Origin of the sequence: Luteibacter sp. NPDC031894 (genome assembly GCF_050273135.1) — a bacterium.
Classification (GTDB): domain Bacteria; phylum Pseudomonadota; class Gammaproteobacteria; order Xanthomonadales; family Rhodanobacteraceae; genus Luteibacter.
In genome coordinates this window covers 262,242-282,232 of sequence record NZ_JBNNMV010000005.1, presented here as the reverse complement: position 1 = coordinate 282,232, position 19,991 = coordinate 262,242, and the positions used below count along the sequence as shown (strand labels likewise).

General features: G+C 66.2%; 15 protein-coding genes. 9 read left to right on the top strand and 6 right to left on the bottom strand.

Annotated features, from left to right (window positions below):
- Positions 1–171: 171 nt before the first annotated feature.
- A complete protein-coding gene (locus ACQKIE_RS14920) occupies positions 172–1,344 on the bottom strand; it encodes a DUF3667 domain-containing protein (protein ID WP_427460455.1) in 1,173 nt (390 codons plus the stop codon).
- Between the two features lie 86 nt (positions 1,345–1,430).
- On the opposite strand from ACQKIE_RS14920, the gene ACQKIE_RS14915 reads away from it, so the two are divergent.
- Both ACQKIE_RS14915 and sppA read left to right on the top strand, forming a co-directional pair.
- On the top strand, positions 1,431–2,819 hold the full coding sequence (locus tag ACQKIE_RS14915) for an MATE family efflux transporter (RefSeq protein WP_427460453.1): 1,389 nt from the start codon (positions 1,431–1,433) through the stop codon (positions 2,817–2,819).
- 52 nt (positions 2,820–2,871) lie between these two features.
- A complete protein-coding gene (sppA, locus tag ACQKIE_RS14910) occupies positions 2,872–4,791 on the top strand; it encodes a signal peptide peptidase SppA (RefSeq protein WP_427460450.1) in 1,920 nt (639 codons plus the stop codon).
- An 8-nt stretch (positions 4,792–4,799) separates the two neighbouring features.
- Here sppA and ACQKIE_RS14905 read toward each other — a convergent pair whose 3' ends face one another.
- The gene (locus tag ACQKIE_RS14905) at positions 4,800–5,012 is read right to left on the bottom strand and encodes a hypothetical protein (protein WP_427460447.1); all 213 of its coding nucleotides are present in this window, start codon (positions 5,010–5,012) and stop codon (positions 4,800–4,802) included.
- A gap of 117 nt (positions 5,013–5,129) precedes the next feature.
- On the opposite strand from ACQKIE_RS14905, the gene ACQKIE_RS14900 reads away from it, so the two are divergent.
- Positions 5,130–5,912 (top strand): SDR family oxidoreductase, encoded by a 783-nt coding sequence (locus ACQKIE_RS14900; RefSeq protein ID WP_427460444.1) that lies wholly within the window; start codon positions 5,130–5,132, stop codon positions 5,910–5,912.
- Between the two features lie 79 nt (positions 5,913–5,991).
- Positions 5,992–7,230 (top strand): Hsp70 family protein, encoded by a 1,239-nt coding sequence (locus ACQKIE_RS14895; RefSeq protein ID WP_427460442.1) that lies wholly within the window; start codon positions 5,992–5,994, stop codon positions 7,228–7,230.
- A gap of 7 nt (positions 7,231–7,237) precedes the next feature.
- Here the strand turns inward: ACQKIE_RS14895 and ACQKIE_RS14890 are convergent, their stop codons facing one another.
- Complete coding sequence (locus tag ACQKIE_RS14890) at positions 7,238–7,879, bottom strand: DUF4124 domain-containing protein (RefSeq protein WP_427460440.1); 642 nt, start codon at positions 7,877–7,879, stop codon at positions 7,238–7,240.
- A gap of 2 nt (positions 7,880–7,881) precedes the next feature.
- Positions 7,882–8,826 (bottom strand): DegV family protein, encoded by a 945-nt coding sequence (locus ACQKIE_RS14885; protein WP_427460438.1) that lies wholly within the window; start codon positions 8,824–8,826, stop codon positions 7,882–7,884.
- Positions 8,827–9,017: 191 nt separating this feature from the next.
- Between ACQKIE_RS14885 and ACQKIE_RS14880 the strand changes: the two genes are divergently transcribed.
- The gene (locus tag ACQKIE_RS14880; RefSeq protein ID WP_427460436.1) at positions 9,018–9,803 is read left to right on the top strand and encodes an AMP nucleosidase; all 786 of its coding nucleotides are present in this window, start codon (positions 9,018–9,020) and stop codon (positions 9,801–9,803) included.
- Between the two features lie 31 nt (positions 9,804–9,834).
- Positions 9,835–10,725, top strand: coding sequence for an EamA family transporter (locus tag ACQKIE_RS14875; RefSeq protein ID WP_427460434.1), 891 nt, complete (start codon positions 9,835–9,837; stop codon positions 10,723–10,725).
- Between the two features lie 108 nt (positions 10,726–10,833).
- Here the strand turns inward: ACQKIE_RS14875 and ACQKIE_RS14870 are convergent, their stop codons facing one another.
- Positions 10,834–13,935, bottom strand: coding sequence for a carboxypeptidase regulatory-like domain-containing protein (locus ACQKIE_RS14870; protein WP_427460432.1), 3,102 nt, complete (start codon positions 13,933–13,935; stop codon positions 10,834–10,836).
- Between the two features lie 537 nt (positions 13,936–14,472).
- Here ACQKIE_RS14870 and ACQKIE_RS14865 point away from each other — a divergent pair.
- Positions 14,473–16,131, top strand: a complete 1,659-nt coding sequence (locus ACQKIE_RS14865; RefSeq protein ID WP_427460430.1) for a Na+/H+ antiporter — start codon at positions 14,473–14,475, stop codon at positions 16,129–16,131.
- Positions 16,132–16,143: 12 nt separating this feature from the next.
- Here ACQKIE_RS14865 and ACQKIE_RS14860 read toward each other — a convergent pair whose 3' ends face one another.
- Positions 16,144–16,935: a TatD family hydrolase gene (locus ACQKIE_RS14860; RefSeq protein ID WP_427460428.1), complete on the bottom strand. Its 792-nt coding sequence runs from the start codon at positions 16,933–16,935 to the stop codon at positions 16,144–16,146.
- 591 nt (positions 16,936–17,526) lie between these two features.
- Between ACQKIE_RS14860 and ACQKIE_RS14855 the strand changes: the two genes are divergently transcribed.
- Together ACQKIE_RS14855 and ACQKIE_RS14850 are read left to right on the top strand one after the other, a co-directional pair.
- Positions 17,527–17,976 carry a post-PEP-CTERM-1 domain-containing protein gene (locus ACQKIE_RS14855; protein WP_427460426.1) on the top strand — a complete coding sequence of 150 codons (450 nt, stop codon included), beginning with the start codon at positions 17,527–17,529 and terminating at the stop codon, positions 17,974–17,976.
- The gene (locus tag ACQKIE_RS14850) at positions 17,973–19,940 is read left to right on the top strand and encodes a PA domain-containing protein (RefSeq protein WP_427460424.1); all 1,968 of its coding nucleotides are present in this window, start codon (positions 17,973–17,975) and stop codon (positions 19,938–19,940) included. The genes ACQKIE_RS14855 and ACQKIE_RS14850 overlap by 4 nt, the downstream gene beginning before the upstream one ends.
- The last annotated feature ends 51 nt before the right edge of the window (positions 19,941–19,991 follow it).

The window sequence follows — 19,991 nt, the reverse complement described above, 5'->3', positions numbered from 1 at the left end:
TGGGCCATTCCGGTTAGCTTGCGTACATTTTAACCAAGCTGAAATGTACCTAAGAATCAATGGCTTAAGAATCGGCCGTTGGGCCGTGTTCACCGCCTCTCCATTCCATCTTGACAAACGCGAAGGGGGGTCCCGGCCTGTGCACAACCCCCTGCCGCGTAGGAAAAAATCCTAGTGCGCGGCGCCGAGTACGACCGCTATGCACAGGGCGAACAGGACGAGCCAGAAATAGACGCTGCCTATCAGCCAGTACTTCAGGAGGGTCATCGGCCAGCCTTGGCGATAGACGCGTTTCTGCATGATCAGCAGGTACACCGGCATCCAGGCCCACATGGCCATCTGGACGAACAGGATGACGGTACTTCCCAGCGCGAAATGCGGATGGATGGCGTCCTTGGCGAAGCCCAGCAGCATCAGGCCGAGGAGGGAAATGAACAGGAAGGCGTGGCTGTGCAGTGCCACGATCACGTGCTCCATGTAGAGCCGCCGCTTGAAGGCATAGAACAACTTCAGGATCAGCGCGAACACCGGGATCATCACCAGCAGGGTCTGCGGGAGCACGCCGAAGAACCCTTCGCTGATCCGCCGGATCGCCTCCGCCTTCCCCGGCCCGCCATCCAGGACCTCGGCGATGTTCGCCTTGAAGTGGGCGATGCCGAGCGCCAACCGGCGCGTCACGACATCCGGTAGCCAGGCGATGTCGACGGTGGTCGGCCCGACGAACCAGCCATTCGCTTTCCGGTGGCTGCGTTTCACGGCGCCGGTTTCGGCATTGGTGTCGGGCGTGATCGGATCGGCCTTCAGCTCGGCAAGGCGGCGATTGGCCGCGTCGCGGACCATGTCCTGGCTGAGACCGATGGCGGCACGCGCAGGTGCCGGGAGGTCGGGCGCGGCCTTCGCCGCGTCCAACTCCTCCATCTGCCCCTGGTAGAGCGTGCGCACCTCTTCGGCCGTCGCCGCGGCGTGGAGAGCCGAGACGTCGTCCTTCGCAGGCGCCCCTGCGTGCGAACCGGTATCGAAGTGCGCGTCGCTGATCGCGAGGTGCAAGAAGAAAAACGCCAGGAGGCAGAACACGAACATCAGCCGGAACGGCGCGATGTAGCGGACGCGGCGTCCCGAGAAATATTCGAGGGTGAGGAAGCCCGGCTTCGTGTACAGCGGCGGCAGCGTGTGGACGATGCGCTCATCCATGTGGAAGAACAGGTCGCCGGCATCTTCGAGCATGTGCGAGACCGGCCGGATCACGCTCTTGATCGACTGGCCGCAGCCGTGACAGAACTCGCCCTTGAGTTCCTCGCCGCAATTGGCGCAGCGCAGGCCGGACGACGGCGTCAGTTGGTTCATCGAAGTTCCCCGGGTTGTCCCCTTCCGGGTGCGGATGATGGCACGGCAGCCGCTACAATGGGCGGCCCCCTGTCCTCATACGCCCCATGACCATCGACCGCGCACGGGCGCAGCGAGAAATCGGCGCCACCCTGAGGTTGGCCCTGCCGATGATCGTCGCGCAACTCTCCGCCATCGGCACGAACGTCGTCGACGCCGTGCTCGCCGGCCACCAGGCAGCGCACACGCAGGCGTCCGTGGTGACGGGCGCCAGCATCTGGGTGCTCGCCATCGTCACCGGCATCGGCACGATGATGGCCGTGCCCCCGACCGTCGCGCAGCTCGACGGCGCGGGACGGCGCGGCGAGGTCGGTCCCGTGTTCCACCAGGCGCTCTACATCGCCTGGGGCATCGGCCTGCTGCTCGGCGTCGCGGTATGGCACGCGTCGCCGCTGATGGTGCTGTTCGGCGTGGTGGCCTCCATGCGTCCCGACGTGGAAGCGTTCCTCCACGCCATCTGCTTCGCGGCACCCGCGCTGACGACGTACTTCGCCCTGCGCGGCCTTTCCGAGGGGCTGTCGATGCCGAGGCCGTCGATGTACTTCAGCTTCGGCGGCCTTGTCCTGCTCGCTCCGCTGGGATACGTGTTGATGTACGGCAAGCTCGGCTTCCCGGTCATGGGCGCGCGCGGCAGTGGCATCGCCACGGCCGTGGTCCTCTGGGCCGAGATGCTCGGCTTCGCCATCTACGTGTTGAAGCATCGCAACTACCGCGACCTGCACCTGCGCGGGCGCATGGCGAAACCGGATTTCCGGCAGATCGGCAAGCTGCTGCACATCGGGTTGCCGATGGCTGTGACCCTCCTGATGGAGGCGGGCCTGTTCGTCGCGGTCGCCCTGCTGATCGGCCGCCTCGGCGAAACGGTCACGGCCGGCCACCATGTCGCGCTCAACGTGGCCTCCGTGGCTTTCATGGTGCCGCTCGGCTTGTCGATGGCGATCACCGTGCGCGTGGGCAACGCGGCGGGGCGTCGCGACGTGGCGGGCGTCCGCTACGCAGGCTTGTCCGGCATCGCGCTCGTGCTCGTCACGCAGTTCGTCTCGTCCGGCGTGATGCTGGCCTTTCCCGAGGCCATTGCCCGTCTGTACACCGGCGATGCGGCGGTCATCGCGATGGCCTCGCAGCTGCTGATCCTGGCGGGGTTCTTCCAGTTCTCGGACGGCATCCAGGTGGCATCGAACGGTGCCCTGCGCGGGCTCAAGGACACGCGCGTGCCGATGGGCATCACGTTGTTCGCCTATTGGGTCGTCGGCATGCCGATCGGCTGGTGGCTGGCGTTCCATCACGACATGGGCGCCCGCGGCATGTGGATGGGTCTGATCGCCGGGCTCAGCATGGCCGCCGTGCTCCTTTTCGCAAGGTTCTGGCGAAGCAGCGTGAAGGGAAACTGGCGGAACGATCCAGACACCGCGGTGCCCATGCCATTCCACACGTGATGCCAACGGTCCGACGCGTTACGCTGCGCGTAACCTGAGAGGAACCGCTTAGATGTCGGATCGCTACGACGCCGTGCCCCCGCCCCTGCCGGAACATCCGCGGCCGGTTCCGCCCCCGCGCCGAACCGGCGGCTTCGGCCGGTTCCTGCTCGGCTTCGGCCGCGGCCTCAACATCACCCGCCTGGTGATCATCAACACGATTTTCTTCGGGCTGTTGGCGGTATTCCTGCTGCTGGTGTTCCTGGGCGGCCGGGCGAACCGTGTCGACGACCGAACCGTACTGGTGCTGGCGCCGGAAGGGGCGCTGGTCGAGCAGTACAGCGCGGACCCTCTGTCCCGGGCCATCGGGCGCATGACCGGCGACGGCGTGCAGCAGGTCCAGGTCCGCGACCTGGTCCGCGCCATCGACAGCGCCGCCACGGATGACCGGATCAGCCGCATCGTCCTGCGTCCCGACAAGTTGCAGGCCGGCGGCTTCGCCGCACTGCGCGAGGTCGGTGCCGCATTGGATCGCTTCCGTGCCGCCGGCAAGCCGGTCCTCGCCTGGGCCGTCAGCCTCGAACAAGGGCAGTATTACCTGGCCGCGCACGCCGACAAGCTCTACATCGATCCGCAGGGCGGCGTGATGGCGACGGGACTCGCCAACTACCGTCTGTTCTACAAGGACATGCTCGACCGCCTCGGCGTGCAGGTGCACCTGTTCCGCGTGGGCCAGTTCAAGAGTGCGGCCGAGCCCTTCATCCTCGACCATGCCTCGCCGGAATCGAAGGAGGCCGACGCCTTCTGGCTGGGCGGATTGTGGAGCACCTGGATCGACGAAGTGGCGGCCATGCGTCACCTCGATCCGGCCGCGTTGCGTGCCGACGTGGACGGCCTGGCCGAGCGCGTGCGCGACGCGAAGGGCAGCCTCGCCCAGTTGGCGATCGACGAAAAGCTGGCGGATGGCATCGCGACCGAGGAACAGTTCGTCAAGATGTTGCGCAGCGAAGGCGTGCCTGCTGGCCGGAAGGACGAAGGCTTTCGCCAGGTCGACCTCGCGGGCTACGTCGCCGATCGCGGTCTTTCCACGGTCGACATGCTGCAGACGGGCCCGGGTGTCGCAGTGGTCGTCGCCGAGGGCGAGATCTCCGGCGGCAAGCAGGCGCAGGGCAAGATCGGAGGCGACTCCACGGCGGCCCTCATTCGGGCGGTCCGCAACGACCGGCGCACGCGTGCGCTCGTGCTGCGGGTGAATTCGCCGGGCGGCGAGGTCTACGCCGCCGAGCAGATCCGCAGGGAAGTGGAACTGACGCGCGAGGCGGGCATCCCGGTCGTGGTATCGATGGGCGACGTGGCCGCCAGCGGCGGCTACTGGATATCGATGAATGCCAACCGGATCTACGCCGAGCCGAACACCATCACCGGCTCGATCGGCATCTTCGGTATGTTCTTCACCGTGCCGGACACGCTCGCCAAGATCGGTGTTAAGAGCGACGGCGTCGCCACCGGGCCGCTCGCGGGTGCGTTCGACATGACCCGACCGCTGGATCCGAACGTCGGCATGCTCATCCAGAGCATCATCGACAAGGGCTACCGCGATTTCGTCGGCAACGTGGCGAAGGCGCGCGGCAAGGAGTTCAGTGCGATCGACGCCATCGCGCAGGGTCGCGTGTGGACGGGTCGACAGGCGCTGGATCGCGGTCTGGTCGATCGGCTAGGCAGCCTCGACGACGCCGTCCGCGACGCCGCGCAACAGGCTGGCCTCGGCAAGGACTTTCACGTGCGCTACGCGGAGAAGCCGATGGGCGCCTTCGAGCGTTTCCTGACCAACATCGGGGACAGCTCCGAAGCACGCGTGGCGATGTCCTGGGGCTTGCGCTTGCCGTCCTGGGTGGCTGAACTGCCGAAGCTGGCGCCGGAGTGGTCGCTGTTCCGCACGGCCGAAGCCGGCAAGCCGCACGTGTACGCGTACTGCTTCTGCTCGCCGCGCTGAAGGCGCGGCTACTGCGTCTGGGCGTCGACCGCGTCCGCCTGCGCCTTGGCTTGCGCATCGACGGTCTTCTGCACGTCCTGCGCCTTCTTCTTCTGCGCCTCCAGGGAATCCCAAGGCGTTTCCACCCGGGCCTGGGGCGCCGGCGGCTCGTGTGGCTGGGGTGGCTTCGAACAGGCCGCGCAGGCGATGGCCAGGGCCACTAGCGGAACGTAACGGATCATGGCGCGGGTCCTCCGGTGTCGGCGCCGAGTCTGGCGCCGTCGCGGGGCGAGCGCAATCTCGCGCCGGACATCCGGCGCCCGATCCCTTACGATCGCCGCAAAGCACGGAGATCCCACATGCATCCACGACTCGCCAGCTGGCGCCTCGACGGCCGCACCGCCCTCGTCACCGGAGCCAGCAAGGGCATCGGCTACGCCTGCGCCCGGGAACTGGCCGCCCTTGGTGCCGACGTGCTGCTCGTCGCGCGCGACGAACTGGCGTTGCAGGAAGTGCGCGACGAACTCGCCGAGGAATGTCCCGAGGTCGAGGTGCTCGGCATGGCCGCCGACTTGTCCGACCACGAAGACCGGCTTGCCGTCTTCGACTGGGTCGCCGACCTGGGAGTTAACCTCTCCATCCTCGTCAACAACGTCGGCGGCAACGCGCCGAAACCGACGCTGGACTACGAGGAAGACGAGTACCGCGCCCTCTTCGAACTCAATGTCTTCAGCGCCTACGAGATGAGTCGCGCGGCGTATGCACACCTCGTCCAGCATGCGAACGCGGCGATCGTGAATGTGGGCTCGGTCTCCGGCATCGTGCACGTGCGCACGGGCTCGCCTTACGGCATGACCAAGGCGGCCCTGCACCAGATGACGCGTAACCTAGCCTGCGAATGGGCGGAGGACGGCATCCGCGTGAACGCGGTCGCGCCCTGGTATATCCGCACGCAGCGGAGCGAACCGGCGCTGGCCGATCCCGAATACCTCGAGGAGGTGCTGGATCGCACTCCCATGGGCCGCATCGGCGAACCCGAGGAGGTCGCCGGCGCCGTCGCCTTCCTCTGCCTTCCCGCCGCGAGCTACGTCACCGGGGAAATCGTGGCCGTGGACGGCGGGTTCCTGCGCTACGGCTTCTGAAGGCTTAACATAGGCGGTTCCCCCGGGCTTTCGGGGCGCATCGCACGCGCCCGCCCGCCGTCGCTCCCCGAGAACGTCCATGCAGATCGGTATCGATTTAGGCACGAGCTATTCGGCCGCCGCGACCTATGTCGACGGCGAGCTCACCCTGGTCCGCTTTGGCGAGGCGAAGCAGTTCCGTACCGCCGTGTTCTTTCCGGAAGTGGTGCCCGATCCCACCGTGGCGCGGCGTCGCGCCGCGGAATCGGCGGCGGCCACCGTCGAGGGGTTCCAGCAGGCGCTGTTCGGCGACGACGCCGTCGAGGCGTACCTCGAGTATGGGGACGGCAACCTGATCGAGTCGCCGAAATCGATGTTCGGCTATCGGATGGATCCGCAGGTGCGCAAGGTCGTCGTGCACATCGCCACGTACATCCTCGAACATATCCGTCTCGCTGCCGGCCGCCAGTTCGGCGACGATGTGCGCACGGCCGTCATCGGCCGGCCGGTGCACTTTCGCAGCTCCATGGGCGAGAAAGGCTCGGAGCAGGCGGTGGAGATCATCCGCGAGGCCGCCGCCGTCGCCGGCTTCGACAGCGTGTCCTTCCTCGAGGAGCCGGCTGCCGCGGCCATGCACTACCACAAGCGTCTCGCCACCCGGCAGACCGCGCTGATCGTCGACATCGGCGGCGGCACCACCGACGTCGCCTTTGCCGAGCTCGGCGGCGACGCCTTGCCGACCATCGTCCGCACATGGGGCCTCGCGAAGGGCGGCACGGACCTCGACGTCAACCTCAGCATGCAGGCGTTCATGCCGCAGCTCGGCAACAACGTGACGCGCGTGCCCGTGCACCATTTCGTTGAAGCGGCGAGCGTGCACAACCTTCCGAAGCAGCGTGAGTTCCGCCGCCAGGATTACCGCTTCGTCGACGAGCCGTGGCGTGCGCGCCTGCAGGCCTTGCGGCAGCCCGGCGCCACGACACGACTCAACCAGACCGCCGAGCGCAGCAAGATCGTGCTGAGCAGCGAGGAACGTGCCGATGCCGACCTGGGTTTCCTGGAGACGGGGCTGGGCGTGCACATCGATCGCGAGCACATGCACGAGGCGGTACAGCCCTTTGTCGAGCGCATGCAGCGCCTCCTCGCCGAGGTCCGCGAGACATGGCCGTCCGTCCCGGCCAGCGTCTTCGTCACCGGCGGCACCTCGCGCTCGCCGGTCGTCAAGGCGGCCGTGCGCGAGAGCTTCCCGGGGATCCCGATGGTGGAAGGCGATCCGTCGCTGGGCGTGGTGTCGGGACTGGCCGTGGCGGCCACGGAGTTCACCGCCGCCCTGGCGTGACGCGCCGTTAGCCGCAGCCTTTCAGTTGTTCCCGCAACTGTGCGTCCTTCGCTTCCAGCGGGCTCCGTTCGCTCTTGAACGCGTTGCGGATCGACCGCTGGTTCGCTTCCGCTTCGTCACGCAGCACGCCGCACGCTTCGGCAGGTGTCAGTGGCCGGCATTGGTCCTGCACCCACACGTAGTTGCTCGTGGCCACCGCCGCCGCGTTCCCCTTGCCGCGGTTGAGTTCCGGTGCGGATGCGATGGCTGCGCCACGACTGCCGTAGGTGTCGGCGAGGGGCTGGCTCACCGCGCCGAGCACGCCTAGTGGCGCCATGTACGGAGGCGGTTGCCCATCGGGGCTGGTGTAGGACTTGCCATCCGTCGCGCGAATGCAGCCGAACAACGTCGGTGGCGGAGCAGGGGGGCTCGAGGGTGGCGGGGCCACCGCCGCATCCTGCGCAGGAGATGGCATGGACGCGGGAGCAGGGCGGCTCGCTGCCGGAGCCGCGTCCTGCAACTGGATCGTTCGCTGGCGCTGGTTCTTCGCGCAAGGCGTCTGTTGGTAGATCGTGCGACCGCCCGCCTCGCACTTGTAGACGGTCTCGGACGCGGCCGTACCCCATGCCAGAAGCGCGATAGCCGCGAGGGCGACGCGGACGCCGCGCATGCTCAGAACTCGGCCACGTGGTCTTCGGAAGCGAGGCCGAGGGTCATGGCCCCTTCACCCACGTTGACCATGCCCGTGATGCCCATGGGGCTTTCCAGCACCTGCACGCCGGCGTCCTCGCAGGTGCGCACGAGCGCGTTGTAGCCAGGCAGGTTGCGCATGTCGTCCAGGTCGCCGCCGTAGCTGAGCGAAAGCGACGGCACCAGCAACCCGGCCTGCACCCGCTTCGCCGCGTACTCGAACAGCGCCAGTGCACCCTGCTCGAAGCCGCGGACCTTGCCCACCGGGCCGGTTTCACCGCGATGGGCGCGCAGGATCGGCTTGATGTCCAGCGCCGTCCCGAGCATGGAGCTGAGGAAACTCACGCTGCGGTCACCCTTGCTGCGGGCACGCGAGCGCAGGTAGTTGAGGTCGCGCGGCAGCATGTAGCCGTAGGAGCAATCGGCGACCTGCGCGGCGCGCTCCCGCACTTCGGCAGGGGAACGGCCCGTCTGGATCATGCGCACCGTTTCCGCGACGGCCGGACCGGCCCCGGCGAAGATGTTGCGGGTGTCGACCACCCGCATCAGGAAGGGACCGCTGCGTCCGGCGGCCTCGCGAATGGGGCGGTAGTTCTTCAGGATCGCGAAGCTGGCCTTGATGACGTTGTCGTGGATAGGGCTTCGCGTCGTCATGATGGTGAGGCAGACGACGCAGTCGTATTCCTTCACCAGCCGATCCAGGAAGAGGGCCTGCACGTCTTCCACCGAACTGGGCTCGGTTTCCGCCGAATGGCTGCGACTGCCGAGTTTCTGGTCGCGAAAACGCTGGATCTCCGCTGGATCGCGATCGTCCTTGAACCGTTGCAGGTCGACTTTCACCGCGATGGGCATCACGGCGACGCCGCTCCGCTCAAGGAACTCATGCGGCACGTCACAGGCCGCATCGATCGCCACGCCGATCCGCATCGGCTACTCCCCGGTCGAAGGCCTGCCGGCCCCGGTGACGCCCGCATGCCCCATGCATCGCGGCGCGACCCCTGTGCCCGGATGCTACACTCGCACGAATGAATTTGGCACTCCGCCGGCGTGGCGTCGCCGGTAACCGCGCCGTCGGCATGTGAAGTCGTACCGCCGGCGCAAGCGCATCCGGATTCGGCATGAAAACCAAGAACGAGATCGTCTCCAACTGGCTGCCCCGCTACACGGGCACGCCGCTGGAGGGCTTTGGGCAGCACATCCTGCTGACCAACTTCGGTCACTACGTGGACCGTTTCGCTCACGAACACGGCGTGGAAGTACGCGGTCGCGACCGGCCCATGCCCAATGCCACCGCGGACGGCATCACGCTGATCAACTTCGGCATGGGCAGTCCCAACGCGGCGACGGTCATGGACCTGCTCAGCGTGATCGAGCCCCAGGCCGTCCTTTTCCTCGGCAAGTGCGGCGGCCTGAAGCGGAAGAACAACATCGGCGACCTGGTCCTGCCGATCGCCGCGATTCGCGGCGAGGGCACGTCGAACGACTACCTGCTTCCCGAGGTGCCGGCGCTGCCGGCCTTCCAGCTGCAGCGCGCGGTATCGACCATGATCCGCGACCTCGGCCATGACTATTGGACCGGCACCGTCTACACGACCAACCGTCGCGTCTGGGAGCACGACGACGGCTTCAAGGAATACCTGCGCCGCACGCGCAGCATGGCGATCGACATGGAAACGGCGACCATCTTCGCCGCCGGCTTCGCCAATCACATCCCCTGTGGCGCGCTGTTGCTCGTCTCCGACCAGCCCATGATCCCCGAGGGCGTGAAAACCGAGACCAGCGATGCCGCCGTGACCGCCAACTTCGTCGAGCGCCACATCAAGGTCGGCGTCGAGGCGCTCAAGCTCGTCCGCCGCCACGGCCGAAGCGTGAAGCACCTGCGTTTCGAGGACGACGGGGAGTAAGCTCTCGGGCCCCCTCGCTGGAAGCGACGACATGAAAGTGGGCCACCTGCTGCTCGGCATCCTCGTGACCGTGATCTGGGGAAGTAACTTCTCCGTGATCGAAGTGGGTCTGCGCGATCTCGATCCGCTCCTCCTCCTCACGGCCTTGCGCTTCACGTTCACGGCGTTTCCGCTTGTCTTCTTCCTGCCCCGGCCGCGCGACGTGCCGCTCGCCGTGCTCGCCGCTTATGGCGTGCTGTTCGGCGTGGGCCTGTGGTGGGTGGTGAATATGGCGATGGCGAAGGGCCTCTCGCCCGGCCTGTCGTCGCTGGTCTTGCAGTTCAGCGCGTTCTTCACCGTGCTCCTGAGTGCGGCGCTGCTACGAGAGAAGGTCCTCGTGCCGCAATGGTTCGGCATGCTCCTCGCCGCTGCCGGATTGGTCGTGGTCATCCTCTACACGCAGGGGTCGTCCACCGTCCTGGGGATAGCGCTGGTGCTGCTGGCGGCGCTCAGCTGGAGTGCGTGCAATATCCTGGTCAAGCGCTACCAGCCAAAGGACATGATCGCGTTCATCGCGTGGTCGAGCCTTTTCTCCGCCCCGGTGCTCTTCGTCCTCACCTATGCCGACCAGGGTGCGGCACCGTTCACCGGCCTGGTCCGCGGCGTCAGCTGGGCGGCCGCCGGCTCGGTCCTGTTCCAGGCATACATCACGACGGTCTTCGGTTACCTGGTGTGGAACAACCTCATGAAGAGGTATCCGGCCGCGCTGGTCGCGCCGCTGTCCTTGCTGGTGCCGGTGTCGGGTATCCTGACCTCGCACCTCGTCTTCCAGGAACGGTTCGGCCCCATGGTCTGGGCAGGCATGGCCATCATGCTGGCCGGCGTGGGACTGTTCGTGCTGGCGCCGCGCCTGCGGACGATGCGACGCACTGCCGTGGCATAAGCCGCGCGGCAAAGAAAAAAAGCCGCCCGTGGGAGCGGGCGGCGATCTGGGGAGGTTCGCACCGGTCGCGCGTCGGGGGACGCGCGCCATGTCTTCTTGTGGTGTACGTCAGAGTGAGAAATCGTACTCGGCGGAAAGTTGCACGTAGCGTGGCTGTTGGAAGCTGGTGGGGATTTTGTACGTGCTCCCGGAGAGGGACGCGCCGTTGTTGTCCTCGCCCACCTCGTTGATGGTGGTCGTGTGCTGCTTGTTGAAGATGTTGAACACGTTGGCCGACAGGGTCACGCCCCTCGCCCAATCCGGCTTGTACGAGGCATTGAGATCGATATTCCAGTACGTGGGCGTGCGGCCCACGGACCCGCGCTGGACGATCATGCCGCCGCAGTAGAGGTAAGCGCCGCCGCCGTAGCCACCGTCAACCTGCCCGTCGATGGGATTCAGGCCGTAGCAGCTCTCCGGACGTCCGGTTTGCAGCACGCCGTTGGCGCCGACCAGCCACTCGGGCGTGACTTGCCACGCGCCATAGATCTTGAACGTGTGCTTGCGGTCGTTCGGCAGGTAGCCGTTCGATCCGGCCATGATCTCCGGGTAGTCGAACAGTTCGGTCGTGCCGGTATCCGCCTGCCCGTTGCTCGAGTCCACGCCGCCTTCGGAGTTGCCCCGGGTGTGCGAGAACACGTACGACGTCTTCAGGTACCACACATTGTCGAAGTTACGTTCGGCGGTGAGCTGCAAGGCCATGTACGAGCGCTTGTAGCTCGGCTCGCCGACTGCCGTGCCGGGAAGGTGGATGTCGTACAGGGTGCCCGTGGCATCCACCGGGGTCCTCAGGGTTACCGAGCTGCCGGGATTGAAGATGTAGCAGCCCGGGACGTTCGAGTCGGCCGGCGTGAGGCTGCCGGTGTCCAGGTTCAGCCCGTACTGCGCGTTGGCGGCCTTGGCGATCGGTCGGAAATCGCAGGAATCGTCGATGCCCGTGAGCACCTTGCGATAGATGGCCTTCGCGCCAAGGGTCCAGTCCGCCACCTGCTGCTGGGCACCCAGGATGAACTCGCGCTGCTTGAACGGCTTCAGGTCCTTCGTCGCCACCGAACCGGGATTCGGGACGACACCGGCCTCGCCATTGGAGAACACGGTGCCGGTGCGCGAGGGGAACTGTGCACCGTACGCGGCGGGCACGGGACCGAGACCGAGCGGCGCACCGGTGACTGGGTCGACGCCGGTGTAGCTGAAGTAGCGGATCTGGTAGAGCGAAGCGGCAGCGCCACGCAAGGCGACATTCCCGTCCAGCGGGAGCGAGTAGTCGCCCGCGCTGCCGTACACCTTCAGCGTCGAGTCGCCATGCACGTCCCAGGAGAAGCCGAGGCGCGGCTGCCAGCTGTGGGTCTGGCTGACATAGGTCTGGCCGAGGCTGTTGGTGTTGTCGAAACCGTCGTTGCGGACGCCGATGCGAGCCACGAAATTGTCGCTGACATGCCAGTCGTCCTGCAGGTAGTAGGACTTCTGCGTGATCCCCACCTTCGCACCGGTGGCGAAGACGGCCTGCTCCACGACGCTGTCGGCCGGATCGAGACCCGGCGCGTGGCCGAGAATGCTCTCCGGGATCGACTGATAGGTGTACGTCGAGCCGCCCTCGTAGGCCGTGCCGGTATCCGTGGTGAAGTGGTCGCGTGCCCAGCCGGCCTTCAGGTCGTGGTCGCCGAGGTGATACTCGAAGTCGATACGGCCGGCACGGCGCTTGTCCTCGCCGTCGGGCGTGCTGAGCGTGCCCGTGGTGAACGAACAGTGCGGATAACCCGATGCGCCGTCGTTCACCGGCGTGCGCCGATCGTTGATGATGGGACAGCCGGGCGAGTTCACCGCGTCGAAGATGTTGCCGTCGTACTGTTCGACCGTGCCGTCCGCGGTCGTCGCACGTTCGATGCGTCGGTTCACGCTTTCGCCGTACTGGGCCGAGATCGTGAAATCGTCGGTGACGTAACTGGTGTACTTCAGGATGTTGTTCATCCCGCCGCTCTTGTCGTACACCTGTCCGAGGTAGTCGCCGCGATGTGGTTGGCCGTTGTCGTCGTAGCTGTAGCCGTAGACGCTCTGCTGCTGCGTGCTGGAGTCGCTGAAGCCGGTGTACTCGAGGATGTTGCTCTCGTTGATGTTCCAGTCCAGCTTCACCAGGTAGCGCGGATCCTTGATGGTGGTCTTGTTGAAGTTGCCGCCGCCTGTCGTATCACCGTAGTGCTCGTCGGCCGTGCGCGTCCCGCCGACCAGCGCGAAGAGGAACAGCTTGTCCTTGATCAGGGGGCCGCCCAGCCAGGCGTTCCAACGCTGGCCGAAGTCGGTGGCGTTGCCCGTCTGGTTGTTGCCCATGACGTAATTGCTGTTGTGCCGGTTGTTCTGCAGGAGACCGCCGTTGCGCAGGTAGACGTTCGGCTGGTTCGCCTGGAACTGGTACGGGTTCCAGGTGTAGTCGATACCACCCTTCCACTCATTGGTGCCGCGCTTCGTATTGACCGAGATGACGCCGCCGGTGGAGTTGCCGTACTCGGCGCCGTACCCGCCATCCTGGATTTCCTCCTGGTCGATGGCTTCGAACGGAACCTGCGCGTAGGTCAGGCTCTGGAAGAAATTGGTGACGTTGAAGCCGTTGACGTAATAGCTGTTCTCCGCCACCGACGCACCGCTGAAGGAGGCGAGGTTGCCGAACGCGCTGTCGCCGCGGGTGGCGCCTGGCGCCAGCAAGGCGACGGCCGTCTGGTTGCGCGCCAGTGGCAGTTGCTTGATCTGGTCCGACGTCATCACCGTGTTGGTCTGGCTCGACGTGATGTCGATGGGCGGAAGCGCGTTGGCCGTGACCGCGACGGTGCCGAGGTCCTGGGCGCCGCCGGGGGATGCCAGGTTGAGGTTGAAGCCTTGCCCGGCGACGACCTGCACCTCGTGGGTGGCGCTCTGGCCGGCCTTGGTCGACGTGACGCGGTAGGTGCCGGGCGGCAACGACGAGAGGGTGAACCGGCCGTCGCTACCCGTGGTGGCCGAACGGCTGAGGCCGCTCCCCGTGTTGGTCGCGGTTACCTGTGCCCCGGCGTCCGCCGTGCCGTAGATACCGCCGACCGTGCTTTGCGCGAAGGCGCCTGTCGCAATGAGTCCCAACCCCAACGCGATGGCAAAAGAAAGCGAGCGTCGCTGCGTACGCTCCACCGAATGACGCGATCCCATGTGTTCTCCCGGCCAATGGCCCACTGATCCAAACCATCCCGCCGTCCCTCGACGTGCGAAGCGGTTAACGAAGTTGCAACAAGCGTGGGCAAGCTACGCCCCGGGACAAGGCGCACTCAATGCGAGTTCCCTGAACACAAGTTCTTCTGGCTCTTGCAAGTCGATGGAACGCAAGGGTCGTCGGTGCGTGTCGCAAGGCCGTTCCAGCGACGCAACGCCATTCGGCGGCATCCGTCGTAGGAAGATCGGTCGGTCGTTAATGCGGGGATGAAAAAAGCTTCATGATCGGCCGGATTTTTCGAGGCGTTTTCGTGCCTGCGCACTTAAAAAAAAGGCCGCTCCCTCCCGGGAGCGGCCAATCTGGGGAGTGTTTCTCGACGCCATGGGAATCCGGTGAGTTGGAAAACATAAGTCTCTGTCCAACAAGGGAACAACAGGAATACGTCCTAAGCAGATAATTACGGACGATGCCTCGCAACCGACGCGGGGCGGACGGTTGCTGTTGCCTACGCTTGACCTCGCCGTTAGCGTCCGCGCATGGATCTCGTCATCACCATTCTCGTCCTCCTCCTCGTGGTCGCCTTGTCGGGGGCGGTGGTCCGGATACTTCCGCTACGGCTGCCGTTGCCGCTCCTGCAGATCGCGCTGGGCGCGCTGCTTGCGCGGCCCTTCGGCATGCATGTCGAATTCGATCCGGAACTGTTCTTCCTCCTGTTCATTCCGCCGCTGTTGTTCGCCGACGGCTGGCGCATACCGAAACGCGAACTGTTCCTGCTGCGCCGGCCGGTCCTGGCCCTGGCGATCGGCCTGGTGTTCTTCACCATTCTCGGTATCGGCTATTTCGTGCACTGGATGATTCCCACCGTGCCGTTGGCCGTGGCGTTCGCGCTCGCCGCGGTGTTGTCGCCGACGGATGCCGTGGCGGTGACGTCGATCACCGGTGGTTCGAAGATGCCGCCGCGCCTCATGCATGTCTTGTCGGGCGAGGCGCTGTTGAACGATGCATCCGGTCTCGTCGCCTTGCAGTTCGCCGTCGCGGCGGAACTCACGGGGAAGTTCTCGCTTGTTTCGGCCGCGGGCGATTTCGCGGTGAAGGCACTCGGCGGCGTGGTTGCCGGTGCTTTCGTCGGTTTCGTCTTCGGTGTTGTCCGGCGGCGCCTCATCCGTTGGGCCAGCGAGGTGGATCCCGCGAGTCAGGTCGGCCTCGTGCTCATCCTCCCCTTCGCTGCCTACCTCCTTGCCGAGCACTTCCATGTCTCCGGCATCCTGGCGGCGGTGGCGGCCGGGATGACGATGAACCACACCGACGTGTCGAAGGGAGGCTACGTCGCCACGCGCGTGCAGAACGGGGCGGTCTGGTCGATGGTGGAGTTCATCTTCAACGGCCTTATCTTCCTGCTGCTCGGCCTGCAATTGCCGGCGATCATCGACAACGTGGCCATCGATATCCGCCAGGCCGGTGGCGGTGAGACGTGGCACCTCGCTGTCTACGTGGTGGCCATCACGCTTGCCCTCGTCGTCCTCCGTTTTATCTGGGTCTGGGTCTCGCTGCGCTTCGTGCTGATGCGTGCCTGGCATCGCGGCGAGAAACGACCGAGGGCAGGCACGCGCCTGGTCTGGACGACGGCGCTCGCCGGCGTGCGTGGTGCGATCACGATGGCCGGCGTGCTCTCGCTGCCGCTCATGAAAAGCGAAGGCGTGGCGTTTCCCACGCGTGACCTGATGATCTTCCTCGCGACCGGCGTGATCTTGTGCACGCTGGTCTTCGGTGCCATCGGTTTGCCACTGCTGGTGCGTGGCTTGAAACTCGATGGGGAGGACCCGCGCGTGCGCGAGGAACGCAAGACGCGCGCGCTCACGGCGGAAGCGGCACTGCGTGGCATCGCAAACGAACAGAAACGCGTCGAGGGCGAGGGCGACGAGAATGCGATCGCACTAGCCTCGCGCGTCGCTGCGCGCGTGATGGCGGATTACCAGCAGCGCCTGGAAGCGGCGGGCGAGGAAGGCGATGTGCCGGAGAAGGCGCGCGCCGAGGCCGGCACCGAACGGGCGATGCGACTGGCGGCGCTACGCGCGGAGCGGAAGGAGCTCGCCGAACTGCGCCGTGGCAACAAGATCAACGATGAAACGTTGCGCACCCTCGCGCGCGAAGTGGACCTGGCGGAAGCGGCGCTGACGGGATTGCACTCCGGCTGATCCATCCCGTCGTCAGACAGGCAGGTCGAAGAACGCAGTCGCCGTGCGCGTCGTCGCCTCGGTCAGCGCCTCGCGCGTTTCCCCGCGATCCCGCGCGACCTCGTCGCGGATGTGGGCCAGGTACATCGGTTCATTGCGCCGGTCCTTGGGCATGGGCCGGATCGTGCGCGGCAGGAGGTAAGGGGAATCGGTTTCCAGCATCAGCCGGTTCGCCGGGATCATTTTGACGAGCTCGCGCAGGTGCGCACCGCGGCGCTCGTCGCAGATCCAGCCAGTCATCCCGATATGGCAGTCCAGGTCGAGGTAATCGCGCAAGGCCTCGCCCGTGTCGGTGAAGCAGTGCACCACCGCCGCGGGGACCCGGTCGCGGTAGCGCTTCAGGATGGCGAGGAAATCGTGGTGCGCGTCGCGCTGGTGGAGGAACAGCGGCTTGCCTGCCTCCACCGCGATCTCGAGCTGCCGCTCGAAGACGTCGCGCTGGACGTCCCGCGGCGAGTAGTTGCGGTTGTAGTCCAGTCCCGTTTCGCCGACCGCCCGGACTTCCGGCTCACGAGCCAGTTCGCGAAGGAGGGCGTCGGTCCGATCGTCGTAGTCGACGGCGTGATGAGGATGGACTCCCGCCGTCGCGAAGAGCCGGCCTCCGCTCGCGCGGGCGATCTGGAGGGCGTGGACGCTGCCTTCGCGCGACGCGCCCGTCACCACCATCTTGCCGACCCCATGAGCGCTCGCCCGGGTCAGGACATCGTCAAAATCCTGACGAAAGGATTCGTGGGTGAGGTTGGCGCCGATGTCGATCAAGTCCATGTTTTCTTTCGCGTTGCTGAGGGTGTGAAGTTCGCCTTCACGCGCGTTATTGGCACGCAAGGCCATGAATTGGAAAGCATATGGACGTCCGAACAAGCTTTCGCCGAGGTTTCAGCATAGGCCGTTAGGACGATCCGAAATGGCGCGTCAAAAGATTGACGATCGCTTTTTCTTGCTGCTACGTTCCAGAGACCGTCGTCAAGAAGACGACGCGGGGGACCACGGCAAGTAAGGATCGCGAGACCACCTTTTTTCGGCAGGGGATGTCCACCAGGACATCAAAAGGGAAGACGGCCCGGGAGGTCGTCTGCGGCAGTACCACGTGGCAAGGGGTAGTGCAGATGGTAAACCGTTCCGCCGCGAAGCCAGCCAAGGCTTCGCCCATCCAGGGCCCCGCGCCCGATGTCTCCACCGGTCCGATGGACCTCTTCACGTCATGAATCGTCGCCGTCGCGCCTTGCGCGGCGGTGGGCAGCATTGGGTTGGCGTTGAGGGGAACGTCGAATCCTCGAGTGTTTACGCCGGCGAGGGGGTCTTCGTCGGTGGGCGTGCAGGGAGGGGTCCCGGCGCCGCACTAGGGAGGTACTGGTAATGACTTCACGAACACTGGCACAGGCCTTGGGTCTCGTGCTGACGGGCATGTTCACCGTGGCGGGAGCGGCCTATGCCGCCGATACGCCTTCCACCCAGGCAGCACCCAAGGCCGCGGCCGGGCAGAGCCTGCAGGTCGTCGCCATCGATCCGGCAACCGGCAAGGTACGCGCACCGACCGCCGCTGAGCGGGCGGCCTATGCAAAAGCGGCACAAGTCCGGCAGAGCCGCGTCTCGGCACTCACCGGGCAGCCGCGCACTAACGCCGATGCCGTGAAGACGGCCCGCAAGGTCACCCTCCGCAACGGCGCGAAAGCCACCGGCATGCGCCTGCCGCAGGAGCGGATGAGCAGCGTCGTCGCGACGCGCGCGGCGGACGGCAGCCTCACCATCCACCATGACGACCACGGCGCGCAGGCTGCGCCCAAGGCACCGGAGGCCACCCGATGATCCGCCGCGGCCTGCTCTACTCAGCCCTTCTCGCAGCCGGACTGTGCGGTGCCATGAGCGCCACCGCCGCCGAGATCAAGATCGTCAACCAGGACGTCGGCACCGGCCAGGGCCTCGACGACCACACGCCCGCCACACCCGTGGGCGGCAACCCCGGCACGACCTTCGGTCAACAAGCCCTCAACGTCTTCCAGTTCGCTGCCGACATCCACGGCGCTTACCTGAAGAGCAACGTCACCATCATCAATAACGCCACCTTCGAGCCGCTCGAATGCGACGCCACGGGTGGCGTGCTCGGCTCGTCCGGCCCCCTGTCCGTCTTCACGTTCGATGCCGGCGCCACCTTGCCGGCGGGCGCCATCGCCAACACCTGGTACGCCGGTCCCGAGGCCGACGCCCTGGCGGGCGAAGACCTCGATCCGGGCAATGCCGACATCCAGAGCCAGTTCAACGGCGCGCTGGGTTCACCCGGTTGTATCGAAGGCTCGAAGTGGTACATGGGCCTCGACCACCAGGTGCCCGACGGGCAGATCGACTTCCTCAACGTCGTGCTGCACGAAATGGCCCACGGCCTCGGCTTCCTGGGCCTCACGGACCTGCAGACCGGCGAGGACTTCCCGGGCGGTGCGGATTCGCATCCGGACATCTATGGCACCTTCGTCAAGCATAACGGCGTCTACTGGGACGCACTGACCCCGGTGCAACGCGTCACGGCCGCGGTAGACGACGGCCACCTCGCGTTCTCCGGTCCGACCGTGGTCGGTGAGGCACCGCTCGCCCTCAGCCAGCCCGACGTGTACCGCGTTTCCGCCCCGGCGGGAGCCGTCGGCGATTACGAGTTCGCGCAGGCCGCCTTCGGCCCGACCGCCACGGCTGCGAACTTCTCGGGCAGCGTTGTCCGGGCGGTGCCGAACGACGGTTGCGCCGCCATCACCAATGCTTCGGCGATCGCCGGCAAGGTCGCGCTCATCGATCGCGGCACCTGCGACTTCACGGTGAAATCGCTGAACGCCCAGGCAGCCGGCGCCACCGCCGTCCTGCTCGCCAACAACCAGCCCGCGGCGGTGACGCCCGGTGGTACGCCGGCCTCGCCGGTCACGATCCCCGTGATCCTGGTGAACCAGGTCGATGGCGACAAGCTCAAGGCCAACCTCACCGGTCTCACCGGCGCCGTCGCCAAGGGCACCGGCCTGTCCGGCACGAACGCGGACGGCGTGCTGATCTACGCGCCGACTGTCCTGTCGGGTGGTTCGTCGTTCTCGCACTACGACACCCGCCTGACCCCGAACGCGCTCATGGAGTACGCGATCAGCCAGGATCTCCGTGGCGAGATCGACCTCGACCTCACGCCTGCGCTGTTCGACGACATCGGTTGGGGCATCGATCGCGGCAACCAGTTCCTGCTGAGCTGCGACACGGGGATTCCGAAGCTCGTGCCGGGCGGCATGGTCATCGGTGCCAACGTGATCGCCAACGCGAAGATCATCGCGGGCAACGCGGACGACGTGGGTGCCTATCGCGCCGGTGTCACGGCCTACGCCGCACAGCTTGCGGCCGACGGGCTGATCACGGCCGGACAGGCATCCAGCCTCAACGCCTGCCTCGGCGATGCACAGACCCAGGCGCAGTACGACGAGTGGGGTCCGCCGCCGGCGCCTCCGGGCATCGTGCTCAACAACAACGTGGCGCTCAATGGTCAGCAGGGTGCGGCAGGTGCCTCCACGGTCTACCTGCTCACCGTACCGGCCAACGCGAAGACGTTGACGCTGCGCACGTACGGAGGCTCGGGTGATGTCTCGATCTCCGTGACCAATCCGAGCGGCACGGTGAAGGACCAGCCGAATCGCCCGGGCAACAGCGAACCGTTCACGGCCGGCAAGCCGGCGGCGGGGACCTGGACGCTGACGGTCAAGGGCGTCAAGGCGTACTCCGGGGTATCCGTCCTGGGCGCCTACACGCTCTGACGGCAAGAGGCCCCGGTTCGCCGGGGCCTCGACTTTCAAGGGGCATGCGCC